Genomic DNA, 23560 nt, shown 5'->3' with positions numbered 1-23560 from the left:
GTCGTCGTGGGGGATTCGTATGACGTGCTGGCCGGTGTGTACGACTGGCTCGTACCCGATCAGCTGCTGACGCCGCAGGGATCGGTCGCCGCGTTCGCCGAGGTCGTCGACACGCTCGGCAGCGGAGCGCGGGTGCTGGACTGCGCGTGCGGGACCGGGCAGTTCGCGGTCGGCCTGGCGCTGTGCGGCTTCGAGGTGGTCGCGTGTGACGCCAGCGAGGCGATGGTGGAGCGGACCCGGCAACTTGCCGGGCAGCACGGCGTCGACCTGGTCGCGTTGCAGTGCGAGTGGGAGCAACTCACCGCGCGGGAGCCGTTCGATGCGGTCTTCTGCATCGGCAACTCGCTCACCCATGCCGCCGGAACCGAGCGCCGGCGCGCCGCGTTGCAGGCGATGGCCGGCGTGCTGCGCCCAGGTGGGCTGCTTGTGGTGACCTCCCGCAACTGGGAGCGCGTCCGGGCGGCCGGCTCCGGCCTGCAGGTCGCCGACCGTCTGGTCGAACGCGGCGGCGAACGCTCACTGGTGATCTACTCGTGGACGCTCGCCGAGGACTGGGACGATCCGCACTTCCTCGACGTCGCGGTGGCGCAGTGGGACAGCGCTGGCGGCGTGACGAGCCAGGGCGAACGCTTGACGTTCTGGCCGTTCCGGGCCGGCCAGCTGGACGAGGATCTGCGCGCCGCCGGCCTCCAGCCGGAATCCACGACGTACGCCGACGAGGCCGACCGCTATCGCGTCACCGCCCGCCGCCGTCCGGGCTAGCCTTCATCTCGATCTCGGCGCTGAGTCCCGGGAACTCAGCCTGGGCCCTGTCGTCCGGTTCGTAGCCGGATGACGATGCCGAGGGCTTCCCTCGTCGGCCCAGCCGCAGATCACCGAGCCGCCTTCCGGGTCGACGAACGTGCCGCACTCGGCGAGACCGCCCAGCGTGCCGGTGCCCGCCGGGGCCAGGCGCGTGAGCTGGGAGCCCGCGCTGAACGCGGCGAACGCAGCTGTCAACTCCTCGCGCGGGTTGAAGATCGTTGCCTCGGTGGACGAGGCGGCAATCATGTTGTCGTCAGTGAGGTCGCCGTACAGGGCGCCGAACGAGTTCTCCGCGCCCAGATGACTGGCCAGACTCTCCTCGATCTCGGTGATGACGGCGCCCACCTCCGCGTCGTCGTCCACCACCAGCTTGAGCCGGCCGCCGAGTGTCTCCGGCTCGACGATGGTCACCGTCGGCTTGGCGTCACCGAGGTACCGACCAATCACGAATTGCGCGACGGTGCCACCGATGCACAGCGTCAAGACAACCGCCACCACGGTCACACCGATCGCCACCGCGGTCGATTCCTTCCGCGGCGGGTAGCCCGGCGCCCATATGCGGGAACGCCATGCTGGGTGAAGCCGTACTGCGGAGGCGGTTGAGTCTGCGAACCGGCCTGAAGCTGTCCGTACGGCTGCGATGCGACGGATGTTCACCCGGGTGTCGCGGGTAGCCCATGCACGGTCCAGGACTTGGATTCCGGTGGATACTATCGATGCCGAGAATCCTGGTCGGCGGTGCACCCTCATGACTCGAGGCTTCGTCACAAGCTCCTGTTGCTACGCATGGTGGACAACGGTGAACTCAAGTTATGACTACGCCTGTCTTCTATGGCTGCCCCGATGCAGTAGGCAGCACGCTTGGCATCGCGCCCGCCCTTGCTAGCTGGGACAAGAGCGGTACACCGGGTCAGGTACGTTTCGCCGCCTTCGTCGCCCAGGTCCGCTTGGCCATCGCAGAGCCGGTGTGTCATACGCCTGACCCGCTCGCGTTGCGCCTTGACGTCGCGCTGCCCGATACCGTGCCGCTACTTGCGTTCAATGACCTTGATAACTACCTCTTTCCACTGGTCCCGCAGTTGGCGAAGGAAACTGGCCGACAGTTCACCTCTGTGTGGGCAACCAAGCGTCATGCGGCGGTATCGTCGGTGGCGATTTGCCAGGCTTCCAGAGTCAACGATCCGGGTGGAACGTACTCATTCGATGTTCGGACCACGGCGTCGGCCACCAGCACCGCCTACAAGCAACAGATTCGCGATCAAATCACGGACGGCTCCTCGCCGTATGGCGGCGTCGCCCTTCAGCTGGCGTTCGTGGTCGGGCCTCGGCGGGCTTGGGCGAATCTCTGGAAAGCCACCATCGACTCTCTCGGCTCGATACTCGGACGTGACCCGGGCGCCCGCGAGTGGAACGTTCGAGACGGTCGCATTACCGACCTCGGACTCCACTGCGTCGTCGACCCGGCTGTGGGGAACGATGTGGTCGTCGCGATCCGAGCCACTCCGCAGGCGGACCAGCGGAGCCGCGAAGGTTGAGCGAGATCGGTTCTGACCTGGCTGCACGGCCTCCGGTTCGCTCGAGTGAGCAGGAATGGGATCCGCTTCTAGAACCCGGTGGGAGTGATCCAGACCTGATTTCTCGGGTCTGTGTTGACCCAGCGGAGCATGTCGTCGGCCAGACGGCGCAGCCGGTGGGGGTCGAACTCGTCGGTGGGCGTGTCGAAGTCGGCGTGGACGATGGCGAGCACCCGCCACAGCAGGCCGGTTCCGGCGGTGCGGACCAGCGCCAGTTCGCCGTCCTCGCCGATGGCCCAGACCGTGCCCGGCGCCTGGGCGATCACCACCTCGCCGACGTACGCGGTGACATGCTCGACCGTGACCCGGTACCACGGATCCCGGGGCGCGGCAGCAGCATTGGTGCCGCCGGCCAGCACGCCGTAGTACGGCATCGCGAGCGTCGGCGCCGCATCGGTGAACTCGGCCTGGAGACGGTCCCGTGACACCCGCAGCCACGCCCAGAGCTCGTCGAGGGACTCGCGCGTCCCGTCCAGGCTCAGGCCGGTGAGGTCGCGCAGCCGGTCGGTGAGCGGCAACGTGCTCGTGTGCCACGCCGTCAGGGTCGCCTCCTGGACGACGCTCAGCCGGGGATCGGTCGCCGTGGTCAGCGCCGGCACGCCGAGCTCGGCGAGGTTCAGCAGCAGGTAGGGGCGGTGCCGCGGCGGGGTCCGGTCGAAGTCGATCTGGTATAGGTCGCGAGCTTCGGCGAGACGGCCACGCGCCACCAGGACGCGGGCGTGCAGCTGGATCTCTGGAAGCCGGTACGTGCCGCGCTCCTCGATCGATCCCTGGTTCTGCCACCGCTCCAGCAGGGCGTCCACCGACGTCAACGGATGCAGCGTGGGCAGCAGCCGGCCGGTGACCACCTCGCGGAGCGACGTGGTGTCGCCGAGGGGACCGTTGTGACGGAGGACGTCGTGGTGGCGGATGTCCGGCAGGTCGAGCCGGACGTACGCCGCGATCGTGACGGAATGATCGCCCGGTTCCCGGCCGGACCAGTGGTCGAGGGTGATGATGTGGCTCAATTCGCTGTCGACGGTCCGGGTCAGCTGCCAGCCGTCCCGCTGGAAGCCGGTGAGCTCCGCCACCATCCGGGCCGCGCGGTCCATCGCGGCCATCCACGGCGGCCGCTGCTTCTTCGCCTTCTCCCACCGGCGCCGCACCGCCGCCGACAGGCGCCCGGTCGGCATGGCCGCAGCCGCGATCACCACGGCCTCCCGGTCCACGTGCTCCACCGCGGTCACGCCCGGCACCGTCCGGAGGAACTCGGCCATCCCGGCCACCAGGTCCTCGCGCTCCCAGGCGACCTCCTCAGCGAAGATCAGCTCGTGCGACCAGTCCTCCCCGAACCCGGTCGCGCTGAGCCGCCACTCATCATCCACGGCGGTCAGTATGGAGGCCGGCGACAGCCATCAGATCACCGACGGGCATCTCCAGCGCTGCAGCCAGGCTGGCCAGACGATCCGGTTGCTCGGGCACCAGGTAGCCGGCCCGCATCTTCGCCACGGTCGACAGGGCGAGGCCGCAGCGGCGAGCCATTTCCTCGCGCGAGATGCCTCGCCGATCCATGAGGGCACTGAAGATCGACCCGAACGGGTGCGGATCGCTGTCCCTGACCGGCGGCCCGATCAGGACATCCCCCACCCGCACCTCGAACCGGTCGAGCCGCGACCCCGCGACGCGCGTGAAGACCGACAACGGCAGCGTCGCCCCCTCGTCGCGGCCGAGCATGCCGACAATGGTTACGGTATGTAGCCGCTCGGCGATCTGCCGGGGGTGAACCTCCTGGATTTCGATGATCCGCCAGGCGCCGTCCCACCACGGCCATTGGCTGATCCGCTCGTGCAGGAGCGCGATCAACACATTACGATCGCCGGTCTCCCGGTTCAGCAGCGCATCGAGCTGCGCCGGAGTCACCGCTTCTCGATGGCGGCGATGTTGCCGGCCTCGTCGGGGTCCGGCTCGGTGGTGTCCAGAAATGCCTGCAGCACTTCGACCGCCACGTCCGGGGCGAGCCGTTTCAGGCTCATGGCCAGCACGTTTGCGTCGTTCCAGAGGCGGGCGCCGCGGGCGATCCACGGGTCCCAGGCGAGGGCAGCCCGCACGCCGGGGACCTTGTTGGCGGCTATCGCTGTGCCGGTGCCGGTCCAGCACATCACCACGCCGTAGTCGGCTCGGCCGTCGACGACGGACTGGCCGACGAAGCGTCCGAGGTCGGGCCAGCTCTCCGGCGCATCCGGGCGGATGATCTCGTGGCCGGCCTCGGTCAGCGACGCGACCACCGCCCGAGTCGTGTCGTTCTCGTCGTCGCTGGCGAACGCTACGCGCATCCCCGTACCCTAAGCGGTTCTCTGCTCGGCGGTATATCTGCCCAGCTCAGGGTAGGCAGAGAGGATGACCGACCTGAGCCTGCCGCTGGCGCCTGCCGCGCCGGCGGCGCCGCACAGCGCCAGCGGCGAAGCGGTGCCGATCCGCGATCTTGATGGGGTGGCGCCGCCGGCACGGCCGTCGCGGCGGTGGGTGCCGAAGCGGGTGGTGGCAACCCCGGCGGCGTACGACCACGCGCACGGAAACCGGATCATGGCGCTGGTCGAGGCGCAGGGCATCGAGGTGGAGCGGCTGCGCGGCAATCGGCTCACCGGCCTGCGTGGGGAGTCGGAGCGGGAGACGTACGCCCGGGCGAAGTCCACCCTGGCGATCGTGGTGAGCCCGCCGTCGCGCCGCAGGCTGCAGCCGATCGCGCCGAGTGCGGATTGGCGGTTCGACCTGGCCGAGGGCTGCCCGGCGCACTGCCAGTACTGCTATCTGGCCGGCTCACTGTCCGGACCGCCGGTGACCAGGGTGTACGCCGATCTCGACGACATCCTTGCCGGGCTGGCCGACTATGTGGGCCGAGGCACGATCACCAGCCGGCGCCAGGCCCGGCGGGACGAGGGCACCACGTTCGAGGCGTCCTGCTACACCGATCCGCTGGCGCTCGAGCATCTGACCGGCAGCTGGCGTCGGGCGGTGGAGCACTTCGGCGCCTGGGACGCCCCGGTGCAGTTGCGCTGGACGACGAAGTTCGACGACGTCGGCGGGTTCGTCGGGCTGGCGCATCACGGGCGTACCCGGGTGCGGTTGAGCGTCAACTGCCACCCGGTGGCCGACCGGGTGGAGGGCGGCACCAGCCGCCTGCCGGACCGGATCGCGGCGCTGCGCCGCCTTGCCCGGGACGGCTATCCGGTGGGTCTGACGATCGCCCCGATCATCGCGGTCCCGGATTGGCGGACCCATTACGGCGAGTTGCTGGACAGTGTCGCGGAGGCGGTTCGTGACGTTCCCGGCCTCGATCTGACGGCCGAGCTGATCACCCACCGGTTCACTCCGGGCAGCAAGGAGGTGCTGCTCGGCTGGTACCCGCGCACGAAGCTGGAGATGGACGAGTCCACTCGCAGCCGCAAGCACGGGAAGTTCGGCGCGGTGAAGTACGTCTACCCGCCGGAGACCATGGCTGAGCTGCGCACCTGGTTCCACGACGAGATCGCCGACCGGCTGCCGGCCTGCCGGGTTCTGTATTGGACCTGACAAAACTGAGCACATGCGCAACATTGCATGGAGTAGTCAGGCGATCACTTTCGGGTCATGATCCTCTTGGTCCCGGCGGGCTCATCGATTACGTTGGGGGAGCCGGGTCGTGGTGGACACGGGAGTGTGATGGCGTCTTACCTGCAACCGCGCGTCGAGGGTGATCTGCGGTCCATCCTGGAGAATCGAGCGCTGCTGCACCAGGTCGCTGATGCGTTGGGCTCCCCGCTGAATGTGGTGCTCCCGGACCAGCTGGCCCGTAACGTCCAGGGTTTCCGCGACGTCTACCGGGCTCACCGTCTCAGCGGCGGCATCTTCTTCGCGCACAAGGCGAACAGATCCCGGGCCCTGGTCCGCGCTCTGGCCGCGACCGACGCGGGCATCGACGTGGCGTCGCTCGGCGAGTTGCAGCACGCCCTCGGGGCCGGGTTCACCCCCGGCCGGATCATGGCCACCGGGCCCAAGAGCCGTGCGTACCTGTGGCTGGCCGCCCGCACCGGGGTGACCGTCAACGCCGACTCCACATCGGAGTTGATCGAGCTCGCGGGCATCGTCTCGGCGTACGGCCTGCCCCGCGTGCCGGTGATGGCCCGGCTGTCCGGGTTCGCCTCGGCCGGCACCAACGTGATGACCCGGACCAGCCGGTTCGGCATCCCGGTGTCGCGTCTGGACACTCTCTGGGCGGTTCTGGACAAGCATCAGGACCAGCTGGACTTCCTCGGCGTCGCCTATCACCTCGACACCGTCGGGCTGCCGGAGAAGGCGACCGCGCTGGACGGCTGCCTGCACGCGATGGACGAGGCCCACCAGCACGGGCTGCGGCCGCGGGCGATCGACCTGGGCGGCGGCTTCGGCGTCAACTATCTGGCCGACGGCAGCCAGTGGGAGGCGTGGACGAGCGAGCTGACCGGGGCGGTGCTCGGCAAGCGGTCCGCGGTGACCTGGAACGGTCACGGGTACGGGCTGCGCAACGAGGGCGGCACGGTGCGCGGGACGCTCGGTGTCTATCCGGCGCACCGGACGACAGCCGGGCCGGCCTATCTGGACAGGCTGCTCAGCACCGAGTCGGTGACCCAGCGCCGCGGTCTCGGGAGCCTGCTGCTCGACAGCCTGTACGACCTGCACGTCGAACCCGGCCGGGCGCTGCTCGACCAGTGCGGCGCGGTGCTGCTGCGGGTCGAGGAGGTGCGCGACGACCTGGTGCGGGTGGCCGGCAACAGCGGGGACGTCGCTCTGGAGCAGCACGGCGTACTGATGGATCCGATCCTCGTCCCGCGCAGTGCGCGAGTGGCGGACGAGCCGGCGGAGGCGTACCTGATGGGCAATCTCTGCCTGGAGGCCGATCTGATCACCCGGCGCAAGGTGCTGCTGCCGGGCGTGCCGCGCCCGGGCGACCTGCTGGCCTTCGCCAACACCGGCGGCTACCTCATGGATTTCAGCGCCGGCCACGCGCTGATGCAGCCCACCGCCCGCACCGTCGCGGCCTACCGCGGCGGCGACGGCTGGCGGTGGTGTCTGGACGAGCAGTACTGGCCCGTGGCGGGCCGGGAGGAGACCGGGTGAGGTACGACAGCGTCACCGACGTCATCGGCGACACGCCCCTGGTGCGCATCGACGCGGCTGTGCACGGCCTTCGCAACATCGACCTGTACGCCAAGATGGAGCTGTTCAACCCGTTCGGATCGGTCAAGGACCGGGCCGCCTGGACCATGGTGCGCCACCGGCTGGCCGGTGCGGCCGAGCGCGGAGAGACCGTGGTGGAGCTGTCCAGCGGCAACACCGCCAAGGCCCTCGCGGTGATCGCCGGCATGCACGGCCTGCCGTTCCGCAGCGTCACCAACCGGATGAAGGTGCCCGAGATCAAGGATCTGTTGCTGCTGCTCGGCGCGCAGATCGACGAGTTGCCCGGGCGGTCGGAGTGCCTGGACCCGACCGACACCGACGACCCGCTGACCCGGATGTATCACACCGTGTCCGCGGACGGCGGCGGCTACCTGCACACCGACCAGTACTTCAACGACCTCAACGTGCAGGCGCACCGGCACGGCACCGGCCCGGAGATCATCGCTGATCTGGACGGCCGGGCGCCGGACTACTTCATCGCCTGCGTCGGCACCGCCGGCTCGTCGACCGGCGTGGCCCGGGTGCTGCGCGAGCATGATCCGGCGGTGACCGTGGTCGGTCTGGTGGCCGGCAAGTCCGACTTCATCCCCGGCATCCGCGACATCGACGAGGTGCACGAGGTCGGGCTGTTCGACCCGGGCGTCTACGACACGATCGAGGCGGTCAGCTCGGACGAGGCGATCGACGGCCTGCTGACCCTGGTGCGCCGCTGCGGCACTCTGGCCGGGCCGACCGGCGGCGGCGCCTATCAGGGGGCGGTGCGCTACCTGCGGCGGCTCGACGCCGGGCTGACCGAGCGGCGTACGGCGGTGTTCATCGTCTGCGACCGGGTCGAGAGTTACATGAGCTACCTGCGCGAACGCCGCCCCGAACTGTTCCAGCAGCCGGCCCGCGCCCACTCGTTGCGCACGCTCACCGGCGGCGACCTCGCCGCGGCGCGCACGCTCGACGTGGCCGACGCCCAGGAGTGGATCGCCAAGGAGAATCCGCTGGTGGTGGACCTGCGCAGCCCGTTCGCGTACCGGGCGCTGCACATCGACCGGTCGATCAACATCGTCGACGACCTGTTCGGCGAGATGCTGCACGGCGGCCTGCCGTTCGGCCGCAGCCAGCCGGTGCTGCTGGTCTGCCCGGTCGGGGAGAAGTCGGCCCGCTACGCCGCGCTGCTGACCCGGATGGGACACCCGGACGTGCGGTCGCTGGACGGCGGAGTGATCGCCTGGCGCGATGCCGGAGCCGACCTGGTGAGGGACTGAGATGTCCTGGCAGAGCCGGCTGCGTGCACAGTTCCCGATCATCACCGGCAACCCCGGCCAGGCGTACCTGGACAGCGCGGCCACCGCGCAGAAGCCGCAGGCCGTGCTGGACGCCGTCACCGAATACCTGACCACGGGCAACGCCAATGCGGGTCGCGGCACCTACCCGTGGGCGAACCGGACGACCGCCCGGATCGAGGCCGCCGAGCAGCGGGTGCGCGCCTTCCTCGGCGACCCGGAACCGGACCGCTCCGGCGTCCATTTCGTCAGCGGCACCACCGAAGGGCTGCGGCTGATCGCCCGGGACTGGCTGACCGATCACCTTCGTGACGGTGACGAGATCATCGTTCCGTACGCCGATCACACCGCGAACACCCTGCCCTGGCAGGAAGCCGTGGACGTGCTGGCCCGGCAGGGGGTCAAGGTGGGCGTGCGGGCGATGCCGTACGACCCGGCCCGCGACTACGACCACCGGGCGCTGCCGGACCTGGTCAGCGAGCGGACCCGGTTCATCGCCACCACCCACGTGCACCACGTCTACGGCGGCGACATGAACATCGACCGGATCCGCGCGGCGGCCGGGCCCGACGTGGTCATCTGCCTGGACGCGGCGCAGAGCGTCGGGCACATGCCGGTCTCGGTGGCCGCGCTGGACGTCGACTTCGTGGTCTTCTCCGGGCACAAGGCGATGGCCCTGCCGGGCATCGGGGCGGTCTGGGCGGCCAACCGGCGCGGCGCCCGGTTCACTCCCGGTGGCTGGAGCGGCACCCCGAACACCAGTGGCATCGTCAGCCTGGTCGCGGCGCTGGACTGGCTGGAGGAGGCCGGTCTGGACCGGATCGAGCGATGGACGGTGGGGCTGGGCGCACGTCTCACCGACGGTTTGCGGCGGCTTCCCGCGTACGAAATCCTGGGTTGTCAGCGCAGCCTGGCCGCGGACTCGCCGGTGCAGCAGCGGCACGGCATCGTGACCTTCCGCCACCGCGGCATCGGCTCCAACGATCTGGGTTTCATCCTGGCCGCGGAGGGCTTCATGGTCCGGGCCGATGGCCACTGCCAGGCCGCAGGCGGAGAAAACACCACATCGGTACGGGTGAGCACGCACGTCTACAACACGATGGACGAGATCGACCGGCTGATGGACCTGCTGGCCGGTCTCCCCGACTATTGAAAACGGTTCCCGTTAAACTGCGCTCGTGATCTCCCATCAGACTGTCGTCGACCGGTGGCGCCGTACCTGGGACGAGGTGATGTCCGGCTTCCTGCCCGGCGCCGACAGCTGCGAAGCGGCGATGCTGGCGGTGGCCGAGGCGGTCTGCGGCGGCGCGCCCACCCGCGTGCTGGATCTCGGCGGCGGCCCCGGCGTCCTCGCCGAACGGATGGCCACCCGCTGGCCCGGCGCCGACGTCGGCGTCGTCGACCTCGACCCGGTGCTGCTGGCGCTCGCCGCGGCCGGCGCCGGCCCCCGGCTCAGCCTGCACCGCGCCGACCTGGCGGGAGACTGGTCCGCGGCGATCGGCGCCGGCTCGTGCGACCTGGTCACCGCTGTCATGACCATCCACTACCTGGAGGCCGGCCAGGCCCGCGGTCTCTACCGGGCCGCCAGGGCCGTCCTGCGCCCTGGCGGCCTGCTGATCGTCGCCGACCTGATGCCCGAGACCGGCCTGGCCGGCGTCATGGGCCGGCTGCACCCGGACGCCGGCGAGGCGGTCGCCGGCCTGGCCTGGACCCGCTGGTGGGACGACGTGCAAGCCGACGCGTCGTGGCAGCCGATCCTGCGGGAACGGCAGGCGGCCTTCGACGGCCGCGTCCCCGCCGAGTTCAGCCCACCGGTGGACTGGCACCGCGAGGCGGCCCGGCAGGCCGGCTTCACCGAGGCCGGCACGATCTGGCGCTGGGGCGCCCATGCTGCCCTCGCCGCGGTGGCTTGACGAGCGCGTCAGGGGATGAACTCGACTTCCGGGAAGGCCCGGCTCGGGCCCTCCAGCAGCGGCTGACGGCGGTGGCGCAGGTGCAGGTCGAAGAAGGCCAACGGGTACGCCTGCTGAATGCGCACCGCTCGAGCCGGGCTGAGGGTGCCGATCCAGTCGGTCAGCTCCTCGTCGCTCATCCCGGTGATGCGTGCCAGCTGGGGGATCAGCCACTGATGATCGATGTAGGCCGTGTGGGCCGCGCCGGTGGCGTGCAGGTTCAGGTGCCAGCCGTGCAGGTGGTAGTGCCAATAGTCTTCGACGCTCGGCTCGGCGGCCCGGCTGAACTCCGCGGTCATCAGCAGGAACGGGCGGTCGAGGGGCTCGGGCGGCGGATTCGACTGCAGCGGGCCGTCCAGGCTCAGGCCGGCCCGGACGCGCCGGTCGAGGTTCATCACCAGGGCGGTCGCGGTGGCACCCTTCGACCAGCCGGCCATGCCCATGCGGCGGAAGTCGAGGGCTGAGCCCAGGCCCGCCGGCAGAGGGCGGCGCCGGGAGTCCTCCAGGCGGTCCAGGACGGACAGCACGTCGTGGGCGTGGTCCCACGGGGTGAAGCCCTCCACCTCCGACGGAACGGTCACCCGGCCGTCGTGGAACTGGCAGTACGTGTCGTACGTGGAGTCCACGGTGACCACGGCGTACCCGTGGCTGGCCAGCTCCTGGACCATGATGGTGGCCTCGGCCCGGTAACCGTCGTTGCCGTGCGAGTACAGGATCAGCGGCAGCCGGTCGCGGGTCCGCAGCACCGGCGCGCCCTGACGGCCGGCGGTCAGGGGTGAGGTCGCCGAGTCGGCGCCGAAACCGACCGAGTCGAGCAGCGCCCGCAGCGGTGCGGCGGGCATCATCGGGGCGAGCGGATGGCGTACGGCGTCGCGGCCGGCCGGGTACCAGACGCTGGCCATCAGCTCCCGGTGGCCGCCGGTGACCGGGTCCACGCGGGAACGGTCGACCACGTGCAGGTCGACGGTGCCGATCCGGTGCGGCCCGGTCGGGCGGGGCAACGTCAGACGCGGCGGGGCCGCCGCGGCGGGGCGGCCGGGGGTGGCGCCGGCCAGGGGCACGGCTGCCCCGGTGGCGAGGGCGGCGGCGAGCAGGCTGCGGCGGGAGAGTGCGGCGGTCATCGGTCCTCCGGTGTGTCGGTGGTTTCGACCCGTGCGATGAGCAGCTTCAACCGCCCGATCTCCGCGGCGAGCGCGGCGCTGCCGGCGGCGGTGAGCGTGATCCAGGTACGGCCGCGCTTGCCGGCGTACCCCTTCTCGACCTCGACCAGGCCGGCCGTCTCCAGCACGGTGACGTGCTGGGAGAGGTTGCCGGCGGTCAGCTGGAGCTGGCTGCGCAGATATCCGAACTCGACCCGGCGGGCCTCGTGCGCGATGGTCAGGATGCCGAGCCGGACCCGCTGGTGCACCACGTCGTCCAGGCCGGTGACCGGGTGCAGGACCGGGTCGGAGTCGTTGCCTGCCTCGGCGGTCATCGCCGCCGCCGGCGGGCCAGCGCGAAACCGATCGCGCCGAGCAGCAGCAGGGTGCCGTTGATGACCTGTTGCGGCAGGAAGGCCGTTTTGATTCCCCAGTGCGCGCCCCAGCCGAAGTCGATCGGGATCAGCACCACGGCCAGGTAGACGAGGGTGAACGCGAGCAGGGCGAGGTTGCGTTCCAGCCGGGCCAGGACCAGCAGCGCGACGCCGATCGTGCCGGCCGGGGTGATCAGGCGGTCGATCACCATCACCCACTCCGGGAAGGAGACCGGGTTGTCGATCAGGTAGACGCGTGCCAGCAGCCAGGCGACGGTGAACAGGCCGGTCAGGGCGGCGCCGGTGATCGCGTACGGCATCACGCGGGCGCCCAGCCCCCGCGTCCGGGCGACCCGCACGTAGATGTAGGTGATTGCCGCGTATGCCAGCAGCAGGGCGGGCGGCCAGTAGAACATCACGCCCTGCCGGATGAAGTAGCAGGTCTCGCCGTCCGGCGCGGGCTCGCAGCGCTGGACGAGGAAGAAGTAGTCGAAGGGGATGGCCACGAACGTTGCCACGGCCAGCACCAGCAGCGCGACCCAGGTCACCCGCTGGTCGACCCGCACCTGCTGGGCGAGGCCGCGCACGTCCGACAGCAGCCGCCGGGGATCCCCGTCGGCGGACACCGACTCAGTTGTCATGCCAATAGGTTTCCAGAACAAACCTATTGGCGCTAGTGCAGTCCGATACCTAGTTGGCCGATATATAGCGATGATCTATATTGCTGGTCATGACGATGCAGGAACCGACGTTCTTCATCCTGACCGCGTTGGTGCGCGCGCCTCTGCACGGCTACGGGATCATGCAGGCGGTCGCCGAGCTGTCCGGCGGGCGGGTCGAGCTCAAGGCCGGCACGCTCTACACGGCGCTGGACCGGCTCACCGCCGACGGCCTGATCGCCGTCGACCGGGAGGAAGCGGTCGGGGGCCGGTTGCGCCGCTACTACCTGCTGTCCGAGGACGGCCGCGCGGCCCTGGCGGCCGCAGCGGAACGCATGCAGGCCAACGCCACGGTCGCCACGGCCCGGCTGCGAGAAGGATTCGGTACGACGGGAGTGCGGCATGCCTGAGCTGGAGCGCATCTACCGGCGACTGCTGTGGGCGTACCCGCGGTTCTATCGCCGCTCGCGCGGACTGGAGATGCTCACCACCCTCATGGACGCCGCGGAACCCGGGCAGACCCGGCCGTCCCGCAGCGACGTGATCCATCTGCTGCTGATGGGGCTGCGCTACCGCCTCGTGCCGCCGGGGTGGATCGCCGGCGTCGCGGCCGCGATCGTGACGCTCTGGGCCGCGGTCGTGTTCAGCGGCGCCGGCGCCCTGGTCGCCTGGGCTGCCGCCGACCTCTCCGCGCCCGCCCTCGACGACAGTCTGGTCGGGCGGCCGGCCACCTTCACCTCGGAGCTCGGTGGGCGAGGGATCGTCGACGCGGACTACACCTATCAGGTGTCGGGCGAGTTCCAGACCTTCGGCGCGGAGAACTGGGGCAGCCCACGGCCGGCGCCGATCGGGCAGAGCCGGTTCTACGAGGCGGTTCCCGGGGCGGAGGCGGTGCTGGCCGACGCGCACCGGTCGTTGCGGAGCGCGGGATGGGACACCGGCGCGGTGTCGGCCGAGGGCGTGTTCTGGGCGGAGCGTGACGGCGTCCTCGTGCGGATGTCGCAGCAGGAGGGGCACCTGACCGTCAGCGCGTACCCGGTTGAGCCCGGCGGCGTGCTCCCCGCCGCGATCACCGGCTTCGTCGCCGGTCTGATCCTGACCTGGATGGCGACGACCTGGCTGGCGCACCGGACCGTCCGCGCGGACCGGCCGGTCCGTCGCTGGATCATGCTGCTCGGACTGCCGGCCGTGATCGCCGCTGCGGTGAACACCTTCGACAACGTGATGAGCGTGCTCCCCGACCCGGACTCCGCGAGTGTCATGCTCGCCACCGACTGGATCTATCCGTTCGTCAGCCAGATCGCCAATCCGCAGGCCGTCGCGGTCATCGGCGTTGCGCTGGCGGGGAGCCTGATGCTGCTCAGGCGATCGGACCGCGTGCCCGCGCCGGTCGTCGGGCCCGCCGAAGGGTGACGGACTGCTCAAGCCCGGCGGCCGCGCTGCGGCCCGGACGGTGCACTCGGGCCGCGCGGGAAAGCGGGGACCCTGTGTCACTCGTACTGAAAAAGGGTTTCTAAATGAGCGTCCAACTCGGTGATCATCTCGTCGGCGGTGAGATGGCCGGCCAGGACGTGCACGGAGAGGCCGTCGACCACCGCGTGCAGGCGGCGGGCCAGGCTGTGCTGCTGGGCCGCGGTGGCGTGCGGGGCCAGGTGCGGGACCAGGCCGGCGCAGAGCTCGGCCATGCTGGTCAGGTGCAGACGCTGCACGCGGGCCAGCGCCGGGTCACCGAGGCCGAGGGCCAGGAAGGAGAAGGCGATCGATGCCTCGGTACGCCGTTGCTCGTCGGCCGGCATGGTCTCCAGCAGCAGCCGGCGGACCGCCTCACGTGCGCTGCCCTCCGGGCGGATGCGGCTGATCCGGTCGGTGACCTGCTCGATCACCCGCTCACAGGCGAAGGCCAGCAGCTCGTCGCGGGTCGCGAAGTAGTGCCGTAGCGCGCCGGAGGACCACCCGGACTCGGCGGCGACGGTGCGGATCGAGACGTTCGCGACGCCGTCGCGGGCGATCACCCGCCAGACCGCGCCGGCCAGCTCCCTGCGGCGCTCGTCATGGTCGACAACTTTCGGCATGGCGCCATTCTCGCACAGTCGTGTTATAAAAGTTAGCAACACGACTGTGCGAAATAAGGGGGCGTCATGATCGCCGTGATCATCGCGTGCGAGATCGGATTCTGGGTGCTGCTGCTGGCGGGCCTGCTCACCCGCTACGTGCTGCGCCGGCCCGGGCTGGGCGCGGCGCTGCTGATCGCGGTGCCGCTGGTCGACGTGCTGCTGCTCGCGGTCTCCGCGATCGACCTGCGCGGCGGGGGAGAGGCGGGGTTCGCTCATGGCCTCGCCGCGGTCTACCTGGGCGTTTCCGTGGTGTTCGGCCACTCGATGATGCGGTGGGCCGACGAGCGCGTCGCCCACCGCTTCGCCGGCGGGCCGGCGCCCACACCCAAACCCCGCACGGGGCGCGCGCACGCTTCCCTCGAGCGCCGCGGCTGGGTCCGGCATTTTCTTGCGTACGCTCTCGCAGCCGCTTTCCTGGCGCTGTTCACCGTGATCGCGGGCGGGCTGGAACGGGCTCTGCCGATCTGGCACGTGATGGCGCCGTGGGGCATCGTCCTGGTGATCGACTTCGTGATCTCGTTCAGCTACACGGTCGCGCCTCGCCGTTCGGTGTCGCCTTCCCGCTCGGCCTAGCCCTTTCTGCTCGGTCTCGTCTTCCCGCTCGGTCTTCCCCTTCCGCTCGGTCTCGCCTTTCCGCTCGGTGATCGGCTGGGGCAGGATCGGGGCATGAACGAATTGGGGCGGTATGGGGTCTGGGCGCCCGAGCGGATCTGGCCGGACGACCCGAATGCGATCGCGTCGGCCGCTCGGGAGATCGAGGAACTCGGGTTCGGGGCGATGTGGATCGGCGGCAGCCCGGGTGACGATCTGGGGCTTGCCGAGGCGATCCTGGCGGCGACCAGCACACTCGTGGTGGGCACCAGCATTGTGGACATCTGGACCAGCGACGGCAAACGGCTGGCGGCCTCGGATGCGCGGATCCGGCACGATTTCCCGGGGCGGTTCTATCTCGGGGTCGGTTCGGGGCACGCGCCGACGGCCGAGTCCCGCGGTCAGGCCTACACCCGGCCGTTGAGCCGACTGCGGGAGTTCCTCACCGGGCCGCTGGCCGAGGTGCCGGTGCGGGAGCGGATGATCGCCGCCCTCGGGCCGAGGACCCTGCAGGCGGCCGGGGAGCTGACCGCCGGCGCGCTGCCGTATCTGATGCCGCCGGCGCACACCGCAGCGGCCCGCCGGATTCTGGGTGACGGGCCGCTGCTGGTTCCGGAGCAGAAGGTCTTCCTCGGCACTGACGCGGTGGCGGCGCGCCAGGCTGCCCGCCGCGCGTTGCGGCTGTATCTGGCGTTGCCGAACTACACCCGGCAGCTGGTTCAGTACGGTCTCGAGGAGGCGGACCTGGCCGGCGGCGGCAGCGACCGGTTCCTCGATTCAGCGGTGGTCTGGGGCGATGACGAGCGGGTTCGTGCCGGGGTCGACGCCCATCTGACGGCCGGTGCGGATCATGTGGCCGTGCAGGTGCTGACCGAGGGCGGCATGCCCCGGGAGCTGCCGCTCAGCCAGTGGCGGCAGCTGGCCGGTGTGCTCGGGATCTGACCGCGTTCAGCACTGGCCGTCGGCGAGGACGTAGTGGTTGGGGCCGGTCTGGCGCAGCGTGTGCACGGTGAACGTGTTCCACAGGCCCATCGCCTGGCCGGAGCCGTTCGCGTACGTGTATCCGCCGGACCGGGTCGCCCGGCCCGCGGTGGTGTGCGCGTAGTTGCTCGCGGTGAAGCACGGCTGCGCTGTGGAGGTCGGCGACGGGGACGGGGACGGGGAGGGCGGCGGCGTCGTGGTGCCGCCGGCCAGGCCCCAGGAGCGGGCGATGTGGTACGACGAGCAGATGGTGTTCAGGTAGTACGCGCCGGTCGTACCGCACTGGTTCTCGGCGCTGCCGGGCGCGACCGGCGTGCCGTGGCCCATGCCGCTCACCTGGTAGAGCTCGACCGCGCCGCTGTAGTAGGCCACCGTGGTCGAGCCGGGCAAAGTCGCGGTTGAGGACGGCGTCTGCGGGACGCCCCAGACGTTGGTCCACTGGTCGCGCAGCTCGGTGGCGTTGGCGGGCACCACGGTGGAGTCCGCGGTGCCGTGCCAGATGCTGACCCGCGGCCACGGGCCGGTGTACCCGGGATTGGCGGCGCGGACCAGGTCGCCCCACTGCTTCGGGGTCTTGGACTGAGCCTGGTACTGGCAGATGGTGCCGCAGTTGTAGGGCAGGCCGGCGATCACGGCCCCGGCGGCGAAGACGTCCGGGTAGGCGGCGAGCATGACGGCGGTCATCGCGCCGCCCGCGGAGAGCCCGGTGACGTAGACGCGTTGCGGGTTCGACCCGTACGCCCGGATGGCATGATCGACCATCTGCTTGATCGACAGCGCCTCGCCCTGGCCGCGGCCGATGTCGCCCGCGGTGAACCAGTTGAAGCAGGAGAGCGCGTTGTTCGCCGGCGTCTGCTCGGGGAAGACGACCGCGGCCTGGTACAGGTCGGCGTACTTGGGCCAGCCGGAGTGGCTGTAGTAGTCGGTGGCGCTCTGGGTGCAGCCGTGCAGGGCCACGATCAGCGGGCGGCCGGTGGGCATGCCGGCCGGGACGTAGGAGTACATGCGCAGCGCGCCGGGATTGCTGCCGAACGAGCCGACCTGGGTCAGGGTGGCGGCGGCGTTCGCGGGGGAGAGCGGGGACGTAGCGAGACCGGCGACAGCCAGCACCACAGCCAGCAGAGCCGGCCACAACCGTCGGGGATTCATGCCGCAGAACGTTACGGCGACGTTAACGGTGAACCTATGTGGACGACCGCCACAAAGCGGCAGTCATCTATTGCTGAGCAGGGCGCTCAGGACACGCTCGCAGCGGGCCGGGTCGATGGTGAGGCCGCGTTCCAGGCCCCACAGCCAGTAGTCGACGCAGCGGGTGATCACCCAGCCGTGCGCGAGCTCGGCGTCGAGCCGGCCCGCCTGGACGATCAGCTGGAGCAGGCGGTGCACGTCGGTCGCGCTTTGCAGGTCGTCGGCGCGGTTCCAGATCAGTTCGGGTACGGCGTACTCGGGCGCCCCGAGCAGCGGGCGTGGGTCGACGGCCAGCCAGGGTAGCCGGGTCCCGGCCAGCACGTTGCCGTAGTGCAGGTCAGCGTGGATCATCCGCTGCTCGCCGGCGCCGGCGAGTTCGCGGGCGTTCCGGGTCGCGGCGTCGACCCAGGCGGCGGGGACCGGGTCGCCGAGGGCGCGCTGCCGGCGGGTGAGCCCATCCCGGATCCCGTCGGCGACCTCGCGCAGCGTGGCCAGACCGGGCGGCGGGTCGACGGCCAGGGTGCGGATCAGCCTCCCGGCGATCTCCGCGGCCTCCCACAGCGGCAGCGTGTGCAGCGAGCGGGTGTGGTCGAGGCGTTCCAGCAGCAGGGCGCCGCTGCCGGGTTCGGCGTCGATCAGGGAGACCACGCCGCGGCCCTGCCAGGCCCGCAGCGCGAAGGCCTCCTGCGCGTTCGTCGACTCGGGCCAGGCCAGGCGCAGCACCAGCGGCTGGGTGCCGCGGTGCACCAGGACGACCAGGCTGAGGCCGCCGTGCAGCGGCGCCGCGTCGTCGACCGTGAGGTCCCAGCGGCGGGTGAGCTGCTGGACCTGCGCGGGCAGCGAGCGCACCCATAGCCGGCCGGCTTCGCCGTCGACCCGGCTGCGCCACTGCGCGAACGCCTCGGGCACGGTGATCACCGGGTCCACGATACGGGCGGCCGGCCGGCTGATCAGCGAGCTCGCTCGATCTCCGGCGCCGGAAACGCTGGTCCGCGCGTACGGCAATCCTTCTCTTGCCGATCCCGCCGAGCACAGCTATGTTAACGGGAAATCACACATCGATTACCGTCAAAACAGGTGCTCAAGGCGACGTATGACTGGTCAGAAGTGAGGTAAGCAAATGCAGAATCTCAGCAGGAGACGCGTCCTGACGCTCGGCGCCGCATTGGGTCTGGCGGGGGCTGCGGCGCCCTCCGCGGCGTGGGGATGGTCGTCGGCCGGTTCGATCGCCGGCACCGACACGGTCACCGATCCCTGGGGCGTCTGGGACGACGCGACCGACCCGCTGGTCGCCTCGATGCTGCAGAACGGTCAAATCCCGGCCGTCAACACCGCGTTCGCCAAGTGGATCAAGAACGGTGACCCGCTGCCCAGCGGCATCCCGGCCGGCCTCACCGCCTACCTGCAGGAGCACAACAGGCTGCCGGCCTGGGCCGACCAGGCCAAACTCGACCGAGCCGCCCAGTTCAACAAGCGGATGAGCATGTACCTGTTCCTGCTCTACGGCCTGGGCAGCGGGATCATGAGCACGGTGATCCCGCGCGAGGCCCGCAACGTCTACTGGTCGCAGGGCGGCGCCGACATGAAGGACCGGGCGGCCAAGACCTTCACGTACGGCTACGACCTCAGCGCCGTCGACGCCTTCAAGCCGTCCGGCATGTTCATCACCACCTCCAACAAGACGCGGCTGACCCACGCCGCGGTGCGGCACCTGCTCCCGCAGTCGGCGAAGTGGCGGGCCGTCACCGACGACCAGGACTTCATCCCGATCAGCAACGGCGACATCCTGATCACCTTCCACAGCCTCGGCACCTTCGTGCACGGCAAGCTGAAGTCCTGGGGCATCCGGATGTCGGCCGCGGAGGAGGACGCCTTCCTGCACCAGTGGCAGGTCGCGCTGCACCTGCTGGGCGTGCGCGACGACTTCATCCCGGCGAGCTGGGCGGCCGCGAAACAGCAGTCGAACTATGCGCTGACCCCGCTGCTCGGCTCCACGCCGGAGGGCGTCGACCTGGCCGCCATCCTGCTCAACCTCACCTCGCAGATCGACCTGGGCGTCACGAAGGGCTTCCAGCGGGAGTTTGCGCGCTATCTGCTCAGCGACCAGATCGGCAACTGGCTGAAGCTGCCGCGCGACTACGCGGCCCGGACGCTGATCGAGGTCGGCTGGCCGGCGTACGTCGCGTTCCGCGAGGGCCTGTCGCCGATCATGCCGACCGGGTTCTCGATGTTCGACCGGTTCGTCCGCGGCCTGGCGATGCTGTTCCTCAACAACGGCACCTCGGCGACCCACACGCCGATCACCATCCCGACCGGCAACCGGCCGGGCGCCTGAGCCCTAGAGAGTCAGGGCGCCGATGACCAGTGCGGTCACGGCGTCGCGATGACCGGGCGTGTCCTGCCAGCGCAGGGCACGCCCGGCTTCGACCACCACACCGAACCCGGCGTGCACCAGCAGCCGGGCCTGTCGTGCGTCCAGGTCCGGGCGGGCGCCGCGCAACTGCTGCTCCCAGACGGCGATGTGCTCGCGCTGCGCCAGGATCAACGGCCGCTGCAGGTCGGCCGGCAGCCCGCGGATCTCGGCTTCCGCGACGCTGTTGAGCGCGTTGTGCTCGAAGCTGTAGGCCACGTACGCGGCGGTCAGCGCGATCACGGCCCCGCGCGGGTCGGCCGCCCGGTGCAGGCTGCGGTCCACCGCCTGGGCCAGCAGTCCCGCCGCCTGCAGGCACGCGGCCACCAGGATGTCGAGCTTGCCGGGGTAGTGACGGTAGATCGCGGACGGGGCGAGCCCCACCGCCTGCGCGATCTGGGCGTTGGTCACGTTGGCGAAGCCGTCACGGGCGAACAGCGGGACCGCCGCCGCCAGGATCTCGGCCCGCCGGGTACGCGGAACCGGCTGGGCGGGCAGCTCCACCGAATTCGCGCTGCCCGCAGTCGCCGCCGGATCCGTGGCGGCCACTCCCATGGCGGAGGCCAGCAGCAGGTCCTCGACCCGGCGCTGCGCGATCGAGGTGTGATGCATCGTGATCGATCCGATCGCGCCGAGGGCTGCCACGGCCCGCAGGCGCTCATCGGGCATCGGGTACTCGCGCCGCACCATCTCGGTCAACCGGGCCACCACGTGCTCGAACTTCGTTCGCAGCTGCCGGCGGTCCGCCCGGTCGAGGTAGCGGGCCTCCCAGCGGTACAGCCCGCCTGACGCGCGGTGCGCGACCGTGACGCGGGTGATGGCGGCGAGCACGTCCGGCAGGGGCGCGTCGGGCGGCGCTTCACCGAGCGCGCCGACGAGCCGGTCCGCCATCACGTTGGCGCACTCGGCGAACAGCGCGTACTTGTTCGGGAAGTGCCGGTACAGCGCGGCGGCGCTGATGCCCACCCCGGCGGCGATCTCCTCCATCGAGGCCGCGTGGTATCCGCGCTCGCTGAACACCTGGCCGGCCGCCTCGACGATCAGCTGCTTGCGGTTGCGTGGCCGGGTCCCCGCAGCCGGCCCAGCCGTCACCGGACGACTCGGGCGCAGGTGGGCGGACACGTGACCATACGCGCTAGTCAATCACAGCGCGATCAATGCGATCGCTCGGTGCACCCGGGCGGCTGACGCCGCGGCCTGCCGCTCAGCCGTGCTTGCGGGCCTGCGCCAGCAGGATCGCGGCGCCGCTCGGCCAGCGGCGCATCATCCGGTCGAACGGGCGTAGCGATCGGGGCACGTCGTGGTAGCCGGCGCCGGTCAGCGTGACGTCGGTGAAGCCGCTGCCGGCGAGGAACTGGGCGAGGGCGCGGGCGGTGTAGAGGCGCAGGTGGCCGGCGACGTGGTTGCCGGGCCGGCCGTAGACGTTGCGGAGGCTGACTTCGGAGAAGACCGGCTGGACGCCGACGGCGAGTAGTGCCCGGTTGAACCAGGCGGCGAGGTTGGGGGTGGAGAGCAGCAGGTGGCCGCCGGGGCGCAGCACCCGCAGCGCCTCGGAAACCGCGAGGTCGGGGTCGACGAGGTGTTCGATGACTTCGCTCATCACGACGACGTCGACGGTGGCGTCGGCGATCGGCAGGCCCGGGGCTTCGAGGCCGCCGCGGATCAGGGTGAGTCCGTGCCGGCGGGCCTGCTGCATGGCCTGGTCGGACCAGTCCATCCCGATGACCTGGTGGCCGGGTGCGCGGGCCGCGGCCTGGCTGGTGGCTGCGCCGTCGCCGCACCCGACGTCGAGGATGCGCAGCTGCCGTGGGGCGGCCCGGACGATCCCGTCGAGCAGGAACAGCATCTGATCGGTGCGGTCCAGACCGCCGCCGGCTAGGGGCACCCGTGGATCGTCGTAGAAGTCCCGCAGCCCGGCCACCGGCAGGCCACCTGTGCCGCTGCCGACGACCGTTCTCGTCTTCTCGCTGGCTGTCATGACTCCTCCCAGCGCATCAGCATAGGTCGTAGTATTTACCGCTGCGAATCTCTTGTGGCTCGCCTACAACGATGAAGGCGCCCACCCGGGCCGGGCGGGCCCGATGGCCGAACCGCGTTGTCGGACCCGGCCAACGCCGCGTGCCGGGCTCGGCGCCCGGCCGGTGTTCGTAAGGTGAGTCCATGGGTATCGACTTCGCCCCATCGATCAGGTCGCGTCTAGGGATCGAGTGGGAGATCGCCTGTGTCGACCGGCGCAGCGGCGAACTCGCCCCCGCCGCCCCCGACCTGCTCGCCAAGCTCGGCACGGCGGACACGTTCCCGCACGTGACGAACGAGTTGCTCACCAACACCGTGGAGATCGTCAGCGCGCCGCACCACCGGGCCCGGGACGCCGTCGCGGACCTCACCCGCCTCGCCGAGCAGGTCAGCACGATCGCCGAGCCGATGGGCGTCGACCTCATCTCGGCCGGCACCCACCCGTTCAGCCAGTGGTTCCAGCAGGGGGTGACGCCGAACAAGCCGCGGTACGACACGCTGATCGACCGGACCCGCTGGTGGGGCCGGCAGATGATGATCTGGGGCGTCCACGTGCACGTGGCGGTCGAGGACCGGCGCAAGGTGCTGCCGATCATCGACGGCCTGCTCACCTATCTGCCGCACTTCCAGGCGCTCAGCGCGTCCAGCCCGTTCTGGGCGGGGGAGAACACCGGGTACGCCTCCAACCGGGCGCTGATGTTCCAGCAACTGCCGACCGCGGGGCTGCCGCCGCAGTTCACCGAGTGGTCGCAGTACGAGCGGATGGTGGCCGACCTGATGCACACCGGCGTCATCGAGGAGCTGAACGAGCTGCGCTGGGACATCCGGCCGTCGCCGAGATGGGGCACGATCGAGGCGCGTACGTTCGACGGCATCTCCACCGTGCAGGAGATCGGCGCGATCGCCGCCCTGACCCAGTGCCTGATCGAGCACTTCTCCCGCGAGCTGGACGCCGGCCGCGAGGTGCCCACCCTGCAGCCGTGGTTCGTCCGCGAGAACAAATGGCGGGCGGCGCGCTACGGCATGGAGGCGATCATCATTCAGAACGCGGCCGGCGACGAACGGCTCGTCACCGAGGACCTCGGGGAGTTGCTGCCGTTCCTGCTGCCGATCGCCGAGTCGCTCGGCTGTGCGGCGGAGCTGAGCGACCTGCACATGATCGTGACGGGTGGAGCGAGCTATCAGCGCCAGCTGCGGGTGGCGGCGGCGCACGGCGGGAGTCTCAAGGCCGTCGTGTCGTCGCTGGTGCGGGAACTGCGCGACGGCCGCCCGGGCTGAGACGTGGCCGTGATCACGGGAGGGTGAAGGAGTA

At 70.5% G+C, this 23560-nt stretch carries 25 protein-coding genes; 13 read left to right on the top strand and 12 right to left on the bottom strand.

The window, feature by feature from the left end; translation table 11 throughout:
* Nucleotides 1-6: 6 nt before the first annotated feature.
* Nucleotides 7-762, top strand: a complete 756-nt coding sequence (locus tag OHA21_RS19435; protein WP_328475485.1) for a class I SAM-dependent methyltransferase — start codon at nucleotides 7-9, stop codon at nucleotides 760-762.
* A 3-nt stretch (nucleotides 763-765) separates the two neighbouring features.
* Here the strand turns inward: OHA21_RS19435 and OHA21_RS19430 are convergent, their stop codons facing one another.
* The gene (locus OHA21_RS19430; RefSeq protein WP_328475484.1) at nucleotides 766-1320 is read right to left on the bottom strand and encodes a hypothetical protein; all 555 of its coding nucleotides are present in this window, start codon (nucleotides 1318-1320) and stop codon (nucleotides 766-768) included.
* Nucleotides 1321-1616: 296 nt separating this feature from the next.
* On the opposite strand from OHA21_RS19430, the gene OHA21_RS19425 reads away from it, so the two are divergent.
* Entirely contained in the window at nucleotides 1617-2339 is a 723-nt protein-coding gene (locus OHA21_RS19425; protein WP_328475483.1) for a hypothetical protein, read from the top strand.
* A gap of 68 nt (nucleotides 2340-2407) precedes the next feature.
* Here the strand turns inward: OHA21_RS19425 and OHA21_RS19420 are convergent, their stop codons facing one another.
* Genes OHA21_RS19420 through OHA21_RS19410 form a run of 3 tightly spaced genes read right to left on the bottom strand, consistent with a single transcriptional unit; the run spans nucleotide 2408 to nucleotide 4690 of the window.
* Nucleotides 2408-3742: a hypothetical protein gene (locus OHA21_RS19420; RefSeq protein ID WP_328475482.1), complete on the bottom strand. Its 1335-nt coding sequence runs from the start codon at nucleotides 3740-3742 to the stop codon at nucleotides 2408-2410.
* The gene (locus tag OHA21_RS19415) at nucleotides 3735-4277 is read right to left on the bottom strand and encodes a helix-turn-helix domain-containing protein (protein ID WP_328475481.1); all 543 of its coding nucleotides are present in this window, start codon (nucleotides 4275-4277) and stop codon (nucleotides 3735-3737) included. The genes OHA21_RS19420 and OHA21_RS19415 overlap by 8 nt, the downstream gene beginning before the upstream one ends.
* Entirely contained in the window at nucleotides 4274-4690 is a 417-nt protein-coding gene (locus OHA21_RS19410; protein WP_328475480.1) for an RpiB/LacA/LacB family sugar-phosphate isomerase, read from the bottom strand. The genes OHA21_RS19415 and OHA21_RS19410 overlap by 4 nt, the downstream gene beginning before the upstream one ends.
* A gap of 64 nt (nucleotides 4691-4754) precedes the next feature.
* Here OHA21_RS19410 and OHA21_RS19405 point away from each other — a divergent pair, with 64 nt between their 5' ends.
* From OHA21_RS19405 to OHA21_RS19385, 5 genes are all read left to right on the top strand, one after another.
* Nucleotides 4755-5927, top strand: a complete 1173-nt coding sequence (locus OHA21_RS19405; RefSeq protein ID WP_328475479.1) for a spore photoproduct lyase family protein — start codon at nucleotides 4755-4757, stop codon at nucleotides 5925-5927.
* Between the two features lie 129 nt (nucleotides 5928-6056).
* The gene (locus tag OHA21_RS19400; RefSeq protein WP_328475478.1) at nucleotides 6057-7490 is read left to right on the top strand and encodes a Y4yA family PLP-dependent enzyme; all 1434 of its coding nucleotides are present in this window, start codon (nucleotides 6057-6059) and stop codon (nucleotides 7488-7490) included.
* Complete coding sequence (locus OHA21_RS19395) at nucleotides 7487-8806, top strand: pyridoxal-phosphate dependent enzyme (RefSeq protein ID WP_328475477.1); 1320 nt, start codon at nucleotides 7487-7489, stop codon at nucleotides 8804-8806. Before OHA21_RS19400 ends, OHA21_RS19395 begins: the two co-directional genes overlap by 4 nt.
* Before the next feature lies 1 nt (nucleotide 8807).
* Entirely contained in the window at nucleotides 8808-9977 is a 1170-nt protein-coding gene (locus tag OHA21_RS19390; protein ID WP_328475476.1) for an aminotransferase class V-fold PLP-dependent enzyme, read from the top strand.
* A gap of 25 nt (nucleotides 9978-10002) precedes the next feature.
* Nucleotides 10003-10737, top strand: a complete 735-nt coding sequence (locus OHA21_RS19385; RefSeq protein WP_328475475.1) for a class I SAM-dependent methyltransferase — start codon at nucleotides 10003-10005, stop codon at nucleotides 10735-10737.
* Between the two features lie 8 nt (nucleotides 10738-10745).
* Here OHA21_RS19385 and OHA21_RS19380 read toward each other — a convergent pair whose 3' ends face one another.
* Genes OHA21_RS19380 through OHA21_RS19370 form a run of 3 tightly spaced genes read right to left on the bottom strand, consistent with a single transcriptional unit; the run spans nucleotide 10746 to nucleotide 12930 of the window.
* On the bottom strand, nucleotides 10746-11897 hold the full coding sequence (locus OHA21_RS19380; protein ID WP_328475474.1) for an alpha/beta hydrolase family protein: 1152 nt from the start codon (nucleotides 11895-11897) through the stop codon (nucleotides 10746-10748).
* Nucleotides 11894-12250 (bottom strand): transcriptional regulator, encoded by a 357-nt coding sequence (locus OHA21_RS19375; RefSeq protein WP_328475473.1) that lies wholly within the window; start codon nucleotides 12248-12250, stop codon nucleotides 11894-11896. Before OHA21_RS19375 ends, OHA21_RS19380 begins: the two co-directional genes overlap by 4 nt.
* On the bottom strand, nucleotides 12247-12930 hold the full coding sequence (locus tag OHA21_RS19370) for a hypothetical protein (protein ID WP_328475472.1): 684 nt from the start codon (nucleotides 12928-12930) through the stop codon (nucleotides 12247-12249). The genes OHA21_RS19375 and OHA21_RS19370 overlap by 4 nt, the downstream gene beginning before the upstream one ends.
* Nucleotides 12931-13025: 95 nt before the next feature.
* Between OHA21_RS19370 and OHA21_RS19365 the strand changes: the two genes are divergently transcribed.
* Both OHA21_RS19365 and OHA21_RS19360 read left to right on the top strand, forming a co-directional pair.
* On the top strand, nucleotides 13026-13358 hold the full coding sequence (locus OHA21_RS19365) for a PadR family transcriptional regulator (RefSeq protein WP_442875167.1): 333 nt from the start codon (nucleotides 13026-13028) through the stop codon (nucleotides 13356-13358).
* A complete protein-coding gene (locus OHA21_RS19360; protein WP_328475471.1) occupies nucleotides 13351-14361 on the top strand; it encodes a hypothetical protein in 1011 nt (336 codons plus the stop codon). The genes OHA21_RS19365 and OHA21_RS19360 overlap by 8 nt, the downstream gene beginning before the upstream one ends.
* 77 nt (nucleotides 14362-14438) lie before the next feature.
* Here the strand turns inward: OHA21_RS19360 and OHA21_RS19355 are convergent, their stop codons facing one another.
* Nucleotides 14439-15020, bottom strand: a complete 582-nt coding sequence (locus OHA21_RS19355; protein ID WP_328475470.1) for a TetR/AcrR family transcriptional regulator — start codon at nucleotides 15018-15020, stop codon at nucleotides 14439-14441.
* A gap of 66 nt (nucleotides 15021-15086) precedes the next feature.
* Here OHA21_RS19355 and OHA21_RS19350 point away from each other — a divergent pair, with 66 nt between their 5' ends.
* Nucleotides 15087-15635, top strand: coding sequence for a hypothetical protein (locus OHA21_RS19350; protein WP_328475469.1), 549 nt, complete (start codon nucleotides 15087-15089; stop codon nucleotides 15633-15635).
* A 93-nt stretch (nucleotides 15636-15728) separates the two neighbouring features.
* Nucleotides 15729-16595, top strand: coding sequence for a TIGR03620 family F420-dependent LLM class oxidoreductase (locus OHA21_RS19345; protein ID WP_328475468.1), 867 nt, complete (start codon nucleotides 15729-15731; stop codon nucleotides 16593-16595).
* A gap of 6 nt (nucleotides 16596-16601) precedes the next feature.
* Here OHA21_RS19345 and OHA21_RS19340 read toward each other — a convergent pair whose 3' ends face one another.
* Nucleotides 16602-17783, bottom strand: coding sequence for an extracellular catalytic domain type 1 short-chain-length polyhydroxyalkanoate depolymerase (locus OHA21_RS19340; protein ID WP_328475467.1), 1182 nt, complete (start codon nucleotides 17781-17783; stop codon nucleotides 16602-16604).
* A gap of 63 nt (nucleotides 17784-17846) precedes the next feature.
* Nucleotides 17847-18740 carry an aminoglycoside phosphotransferase family protein gene (locus OHA21_RS19335; RefSeq protein ID WP_328475466.1) on the bottom strand — a complete coding sequence of 298 codons (894 nt, stop codon included), beginning with the start codon at nucleotides 18738-18740 and terminating at the stop codon, nucleotides 17847-17849.
* A 202-nt stretch (nucleotides 18741-18942) separates the two neighbouring features.
* On the opposite strand from OHA21_RS19335, the gene OHA21_RS19330 reads away from it, so the two are divergent.
* Nucleotides 18943-20157 (top strand): oxygenase MpaB family protein, encoded by a 1215-nt coding sequence (locus tag OHA21_RS19330; RefSeq protein WP_328475465.1) that lies wholly within the window; start codon nucleotides 18943-18945, stop codon nucleotides 20155-20157.
* A 3-nt stretch (nucleotides 20158-20160) separates the two neighbouring features.
* On the opposite strand, the gene OHA21_RS19325 is transcribed toward OHA21_RS19330, so the two are convergent.
* Nucleotides 20161-21324, bottom strand: coding sequence for a TetR/AcrR family transcriptional regulator (locus OHA21_RS19325; RefSeq protein ID WP_328475464.1), 1164 nt, complete (start codon nucleotides 21322-21324; stop codon nucleotides 20161-20163).
* A gap of 112 nt (nucleotides 21325-21436) precedes the next feature.
* A complete protein-coding gene (locus OHA21_RS19320) occupies nucleotides 21437-22210 on the bottom strand; it encodes a class I SAM-dependent methyltransferase (RefSeq protein ID WP_328475463.1) in 774 nt (257 codons plus the stop codon).
* 182 nt (nucleotides 22211-22392) lie between these two features.
* Between OHA21_RS19320 and OHA21_RS19315 the strand changes: the two genes are divergently transcribed.
* Entirely contained in the window at nucleotides 22393-23526 is a 1134-nt protein-coding gene (locus OHA21_RS19315) for a glutamate--cysteine ligase (RefSeq protein ID WP_328475462.1), read from the top strand.
* The last annotated feature ends 34 nt before the right edge of the window (nucleotides 23527-23560 follow it).

The sequence above is a fragment of the Actinoplanes sp. NBC_00393 genome (assembly GCF_036053395.1).
Classification (GTDB): Bacteria; Actinomycetota; Actinomycetes; order Mycobacteriales; family Micromonosporaceae; genus Actinoplanes.
Note: the sequence above shows the minus strand (reverse complement) of the source record. Positions and strands in the feature narration are given on the sequence as shown.

Excerpts from the sequence above, each read along its gene's own strand:
- OHA21_RS19425 (WP_328475483.1), top strand. The coding sequence starts at position 1,617 with ATGACTACGCCTGTCTTCTATGGCTGCCCCGATGCAGTAGGCAGCACG.
- OHA21_RS19410 (WP_328475480.1), bottom strand. The coding sequence starts at position 4,690 with ATGCGCGTAGCGTTCGCCAGCGACGACGAGAACGACACGACTCGGGCG.
- OHA21_RS19405 (WP_328475479.1), top strand. The coding sequence starts at position 4,755 with ATGACCGACCTGAGCCTGCCGCTGGCGCCTGCCGCGCCGGCGGCGCCG.
- OHA21_RS19400 (WP_328475478.1), top strand. The coding sequence starts at position 6,057 with ATGGCGTCTTACCTGCAACCGCGCGTCGAGGGTGATCTGCGGTCCATC.
- OHA21_RS19390 (WP_328475476.1), top strand. The coding sequence starts at position 8,808 with ATGTCCTGGCAGAGCCGGCTGCGTGCACAGTTCCCGATCATCACCGGC.
- OHA21_RS19380 (WP_328475474.1), bottom strand. The coding sequence starts at position 11,897 with ATGACCGCCGCACTCTCCCGCCGCAGCCTGCTCGCCGCCGCCCTCGCC.
- OHA21_RS19375 (WP_328475473.1), bottom strand. The coding sequence starts at position 12,250 with ATGACCGCCGAGGCAGGCAACGACTCCGACCCGGTCCTGCACCCGGTC.
- OHA21_RS19370 (WP_328475472.1), bottom strand. The coding sequence starts at position 12,930 with ATGACAACTGAGTCGGTGTCCGCCGACGGGGATCCCCGGCGGCTGCTG.
- OHA21_RS19365 (WP_442875167.1), top strand. The coding sequence starts at position 13,026 with ATGCAGGAACCGACGTTCTTCATCCTGACCGCGTTGGTGCGCGCGCCT.
- OHA21_RS19360 (WP_328475471.1), top strand. The coding sequence starts at position 13,351 with ATGCCTGAGCTGGAGCGCATCTACCGGCGACTGCTGTGGGCGTACCCG.
- OHA21_RS19355 (WP_328475470.1), bottom strand. The coding sequence starts at position 15,020 with ATGCCGAAAGTTGTCGACCATGACGAGCGCCGCAGGGAGCTGGCCGGC.
- OHA21_RS19350 (WP_328475469.1), top strand. The coding sequence starts at position 15,087 with ATGATCGCCGTGATCATCGCGTGCGAGATCGGATTCTGGGTGCTGCTG.
- OHA21_RS19345 (WP_328475468.1), top strand. The coding sequence starts at position 15,729 with ATGAACGAATTGGGGCGGTATGGGGTCTGGGCGCCCGAGCGGATCTGG.
- OHA21_RS19340 (WP_328475467.1), bottom strand. The coding sequence starts at position 17,783 with ATGAATCCCCGACGGTTGTGGCCGGCTCTGCTGGCTGTGGTGCTGGCT.
- OHA21_RS19330 (WP_328475465.1), top strand. The coding sequence starts at position 18,943 with ATGCAGAATCTCAGCAGGAGACGCGTCCTGACGCTCGGCGCCGCATTG.
- OHA21_RS19320 (WP_328475463.1), bottom strand. The coding sequence starts at position 22,210 with ATGACAGCCAGCGAGAAGACGAGAACGGTCGTCGGCAGCGGCACAGGT.
- OHA21_RS19315 (WP_328475462.1), top strand. The coding sequence starts at position 22,393 with ATGGGTATCGACTTCGCCCCATCGATCAGGTCGCGTCTAGGGATCGAG.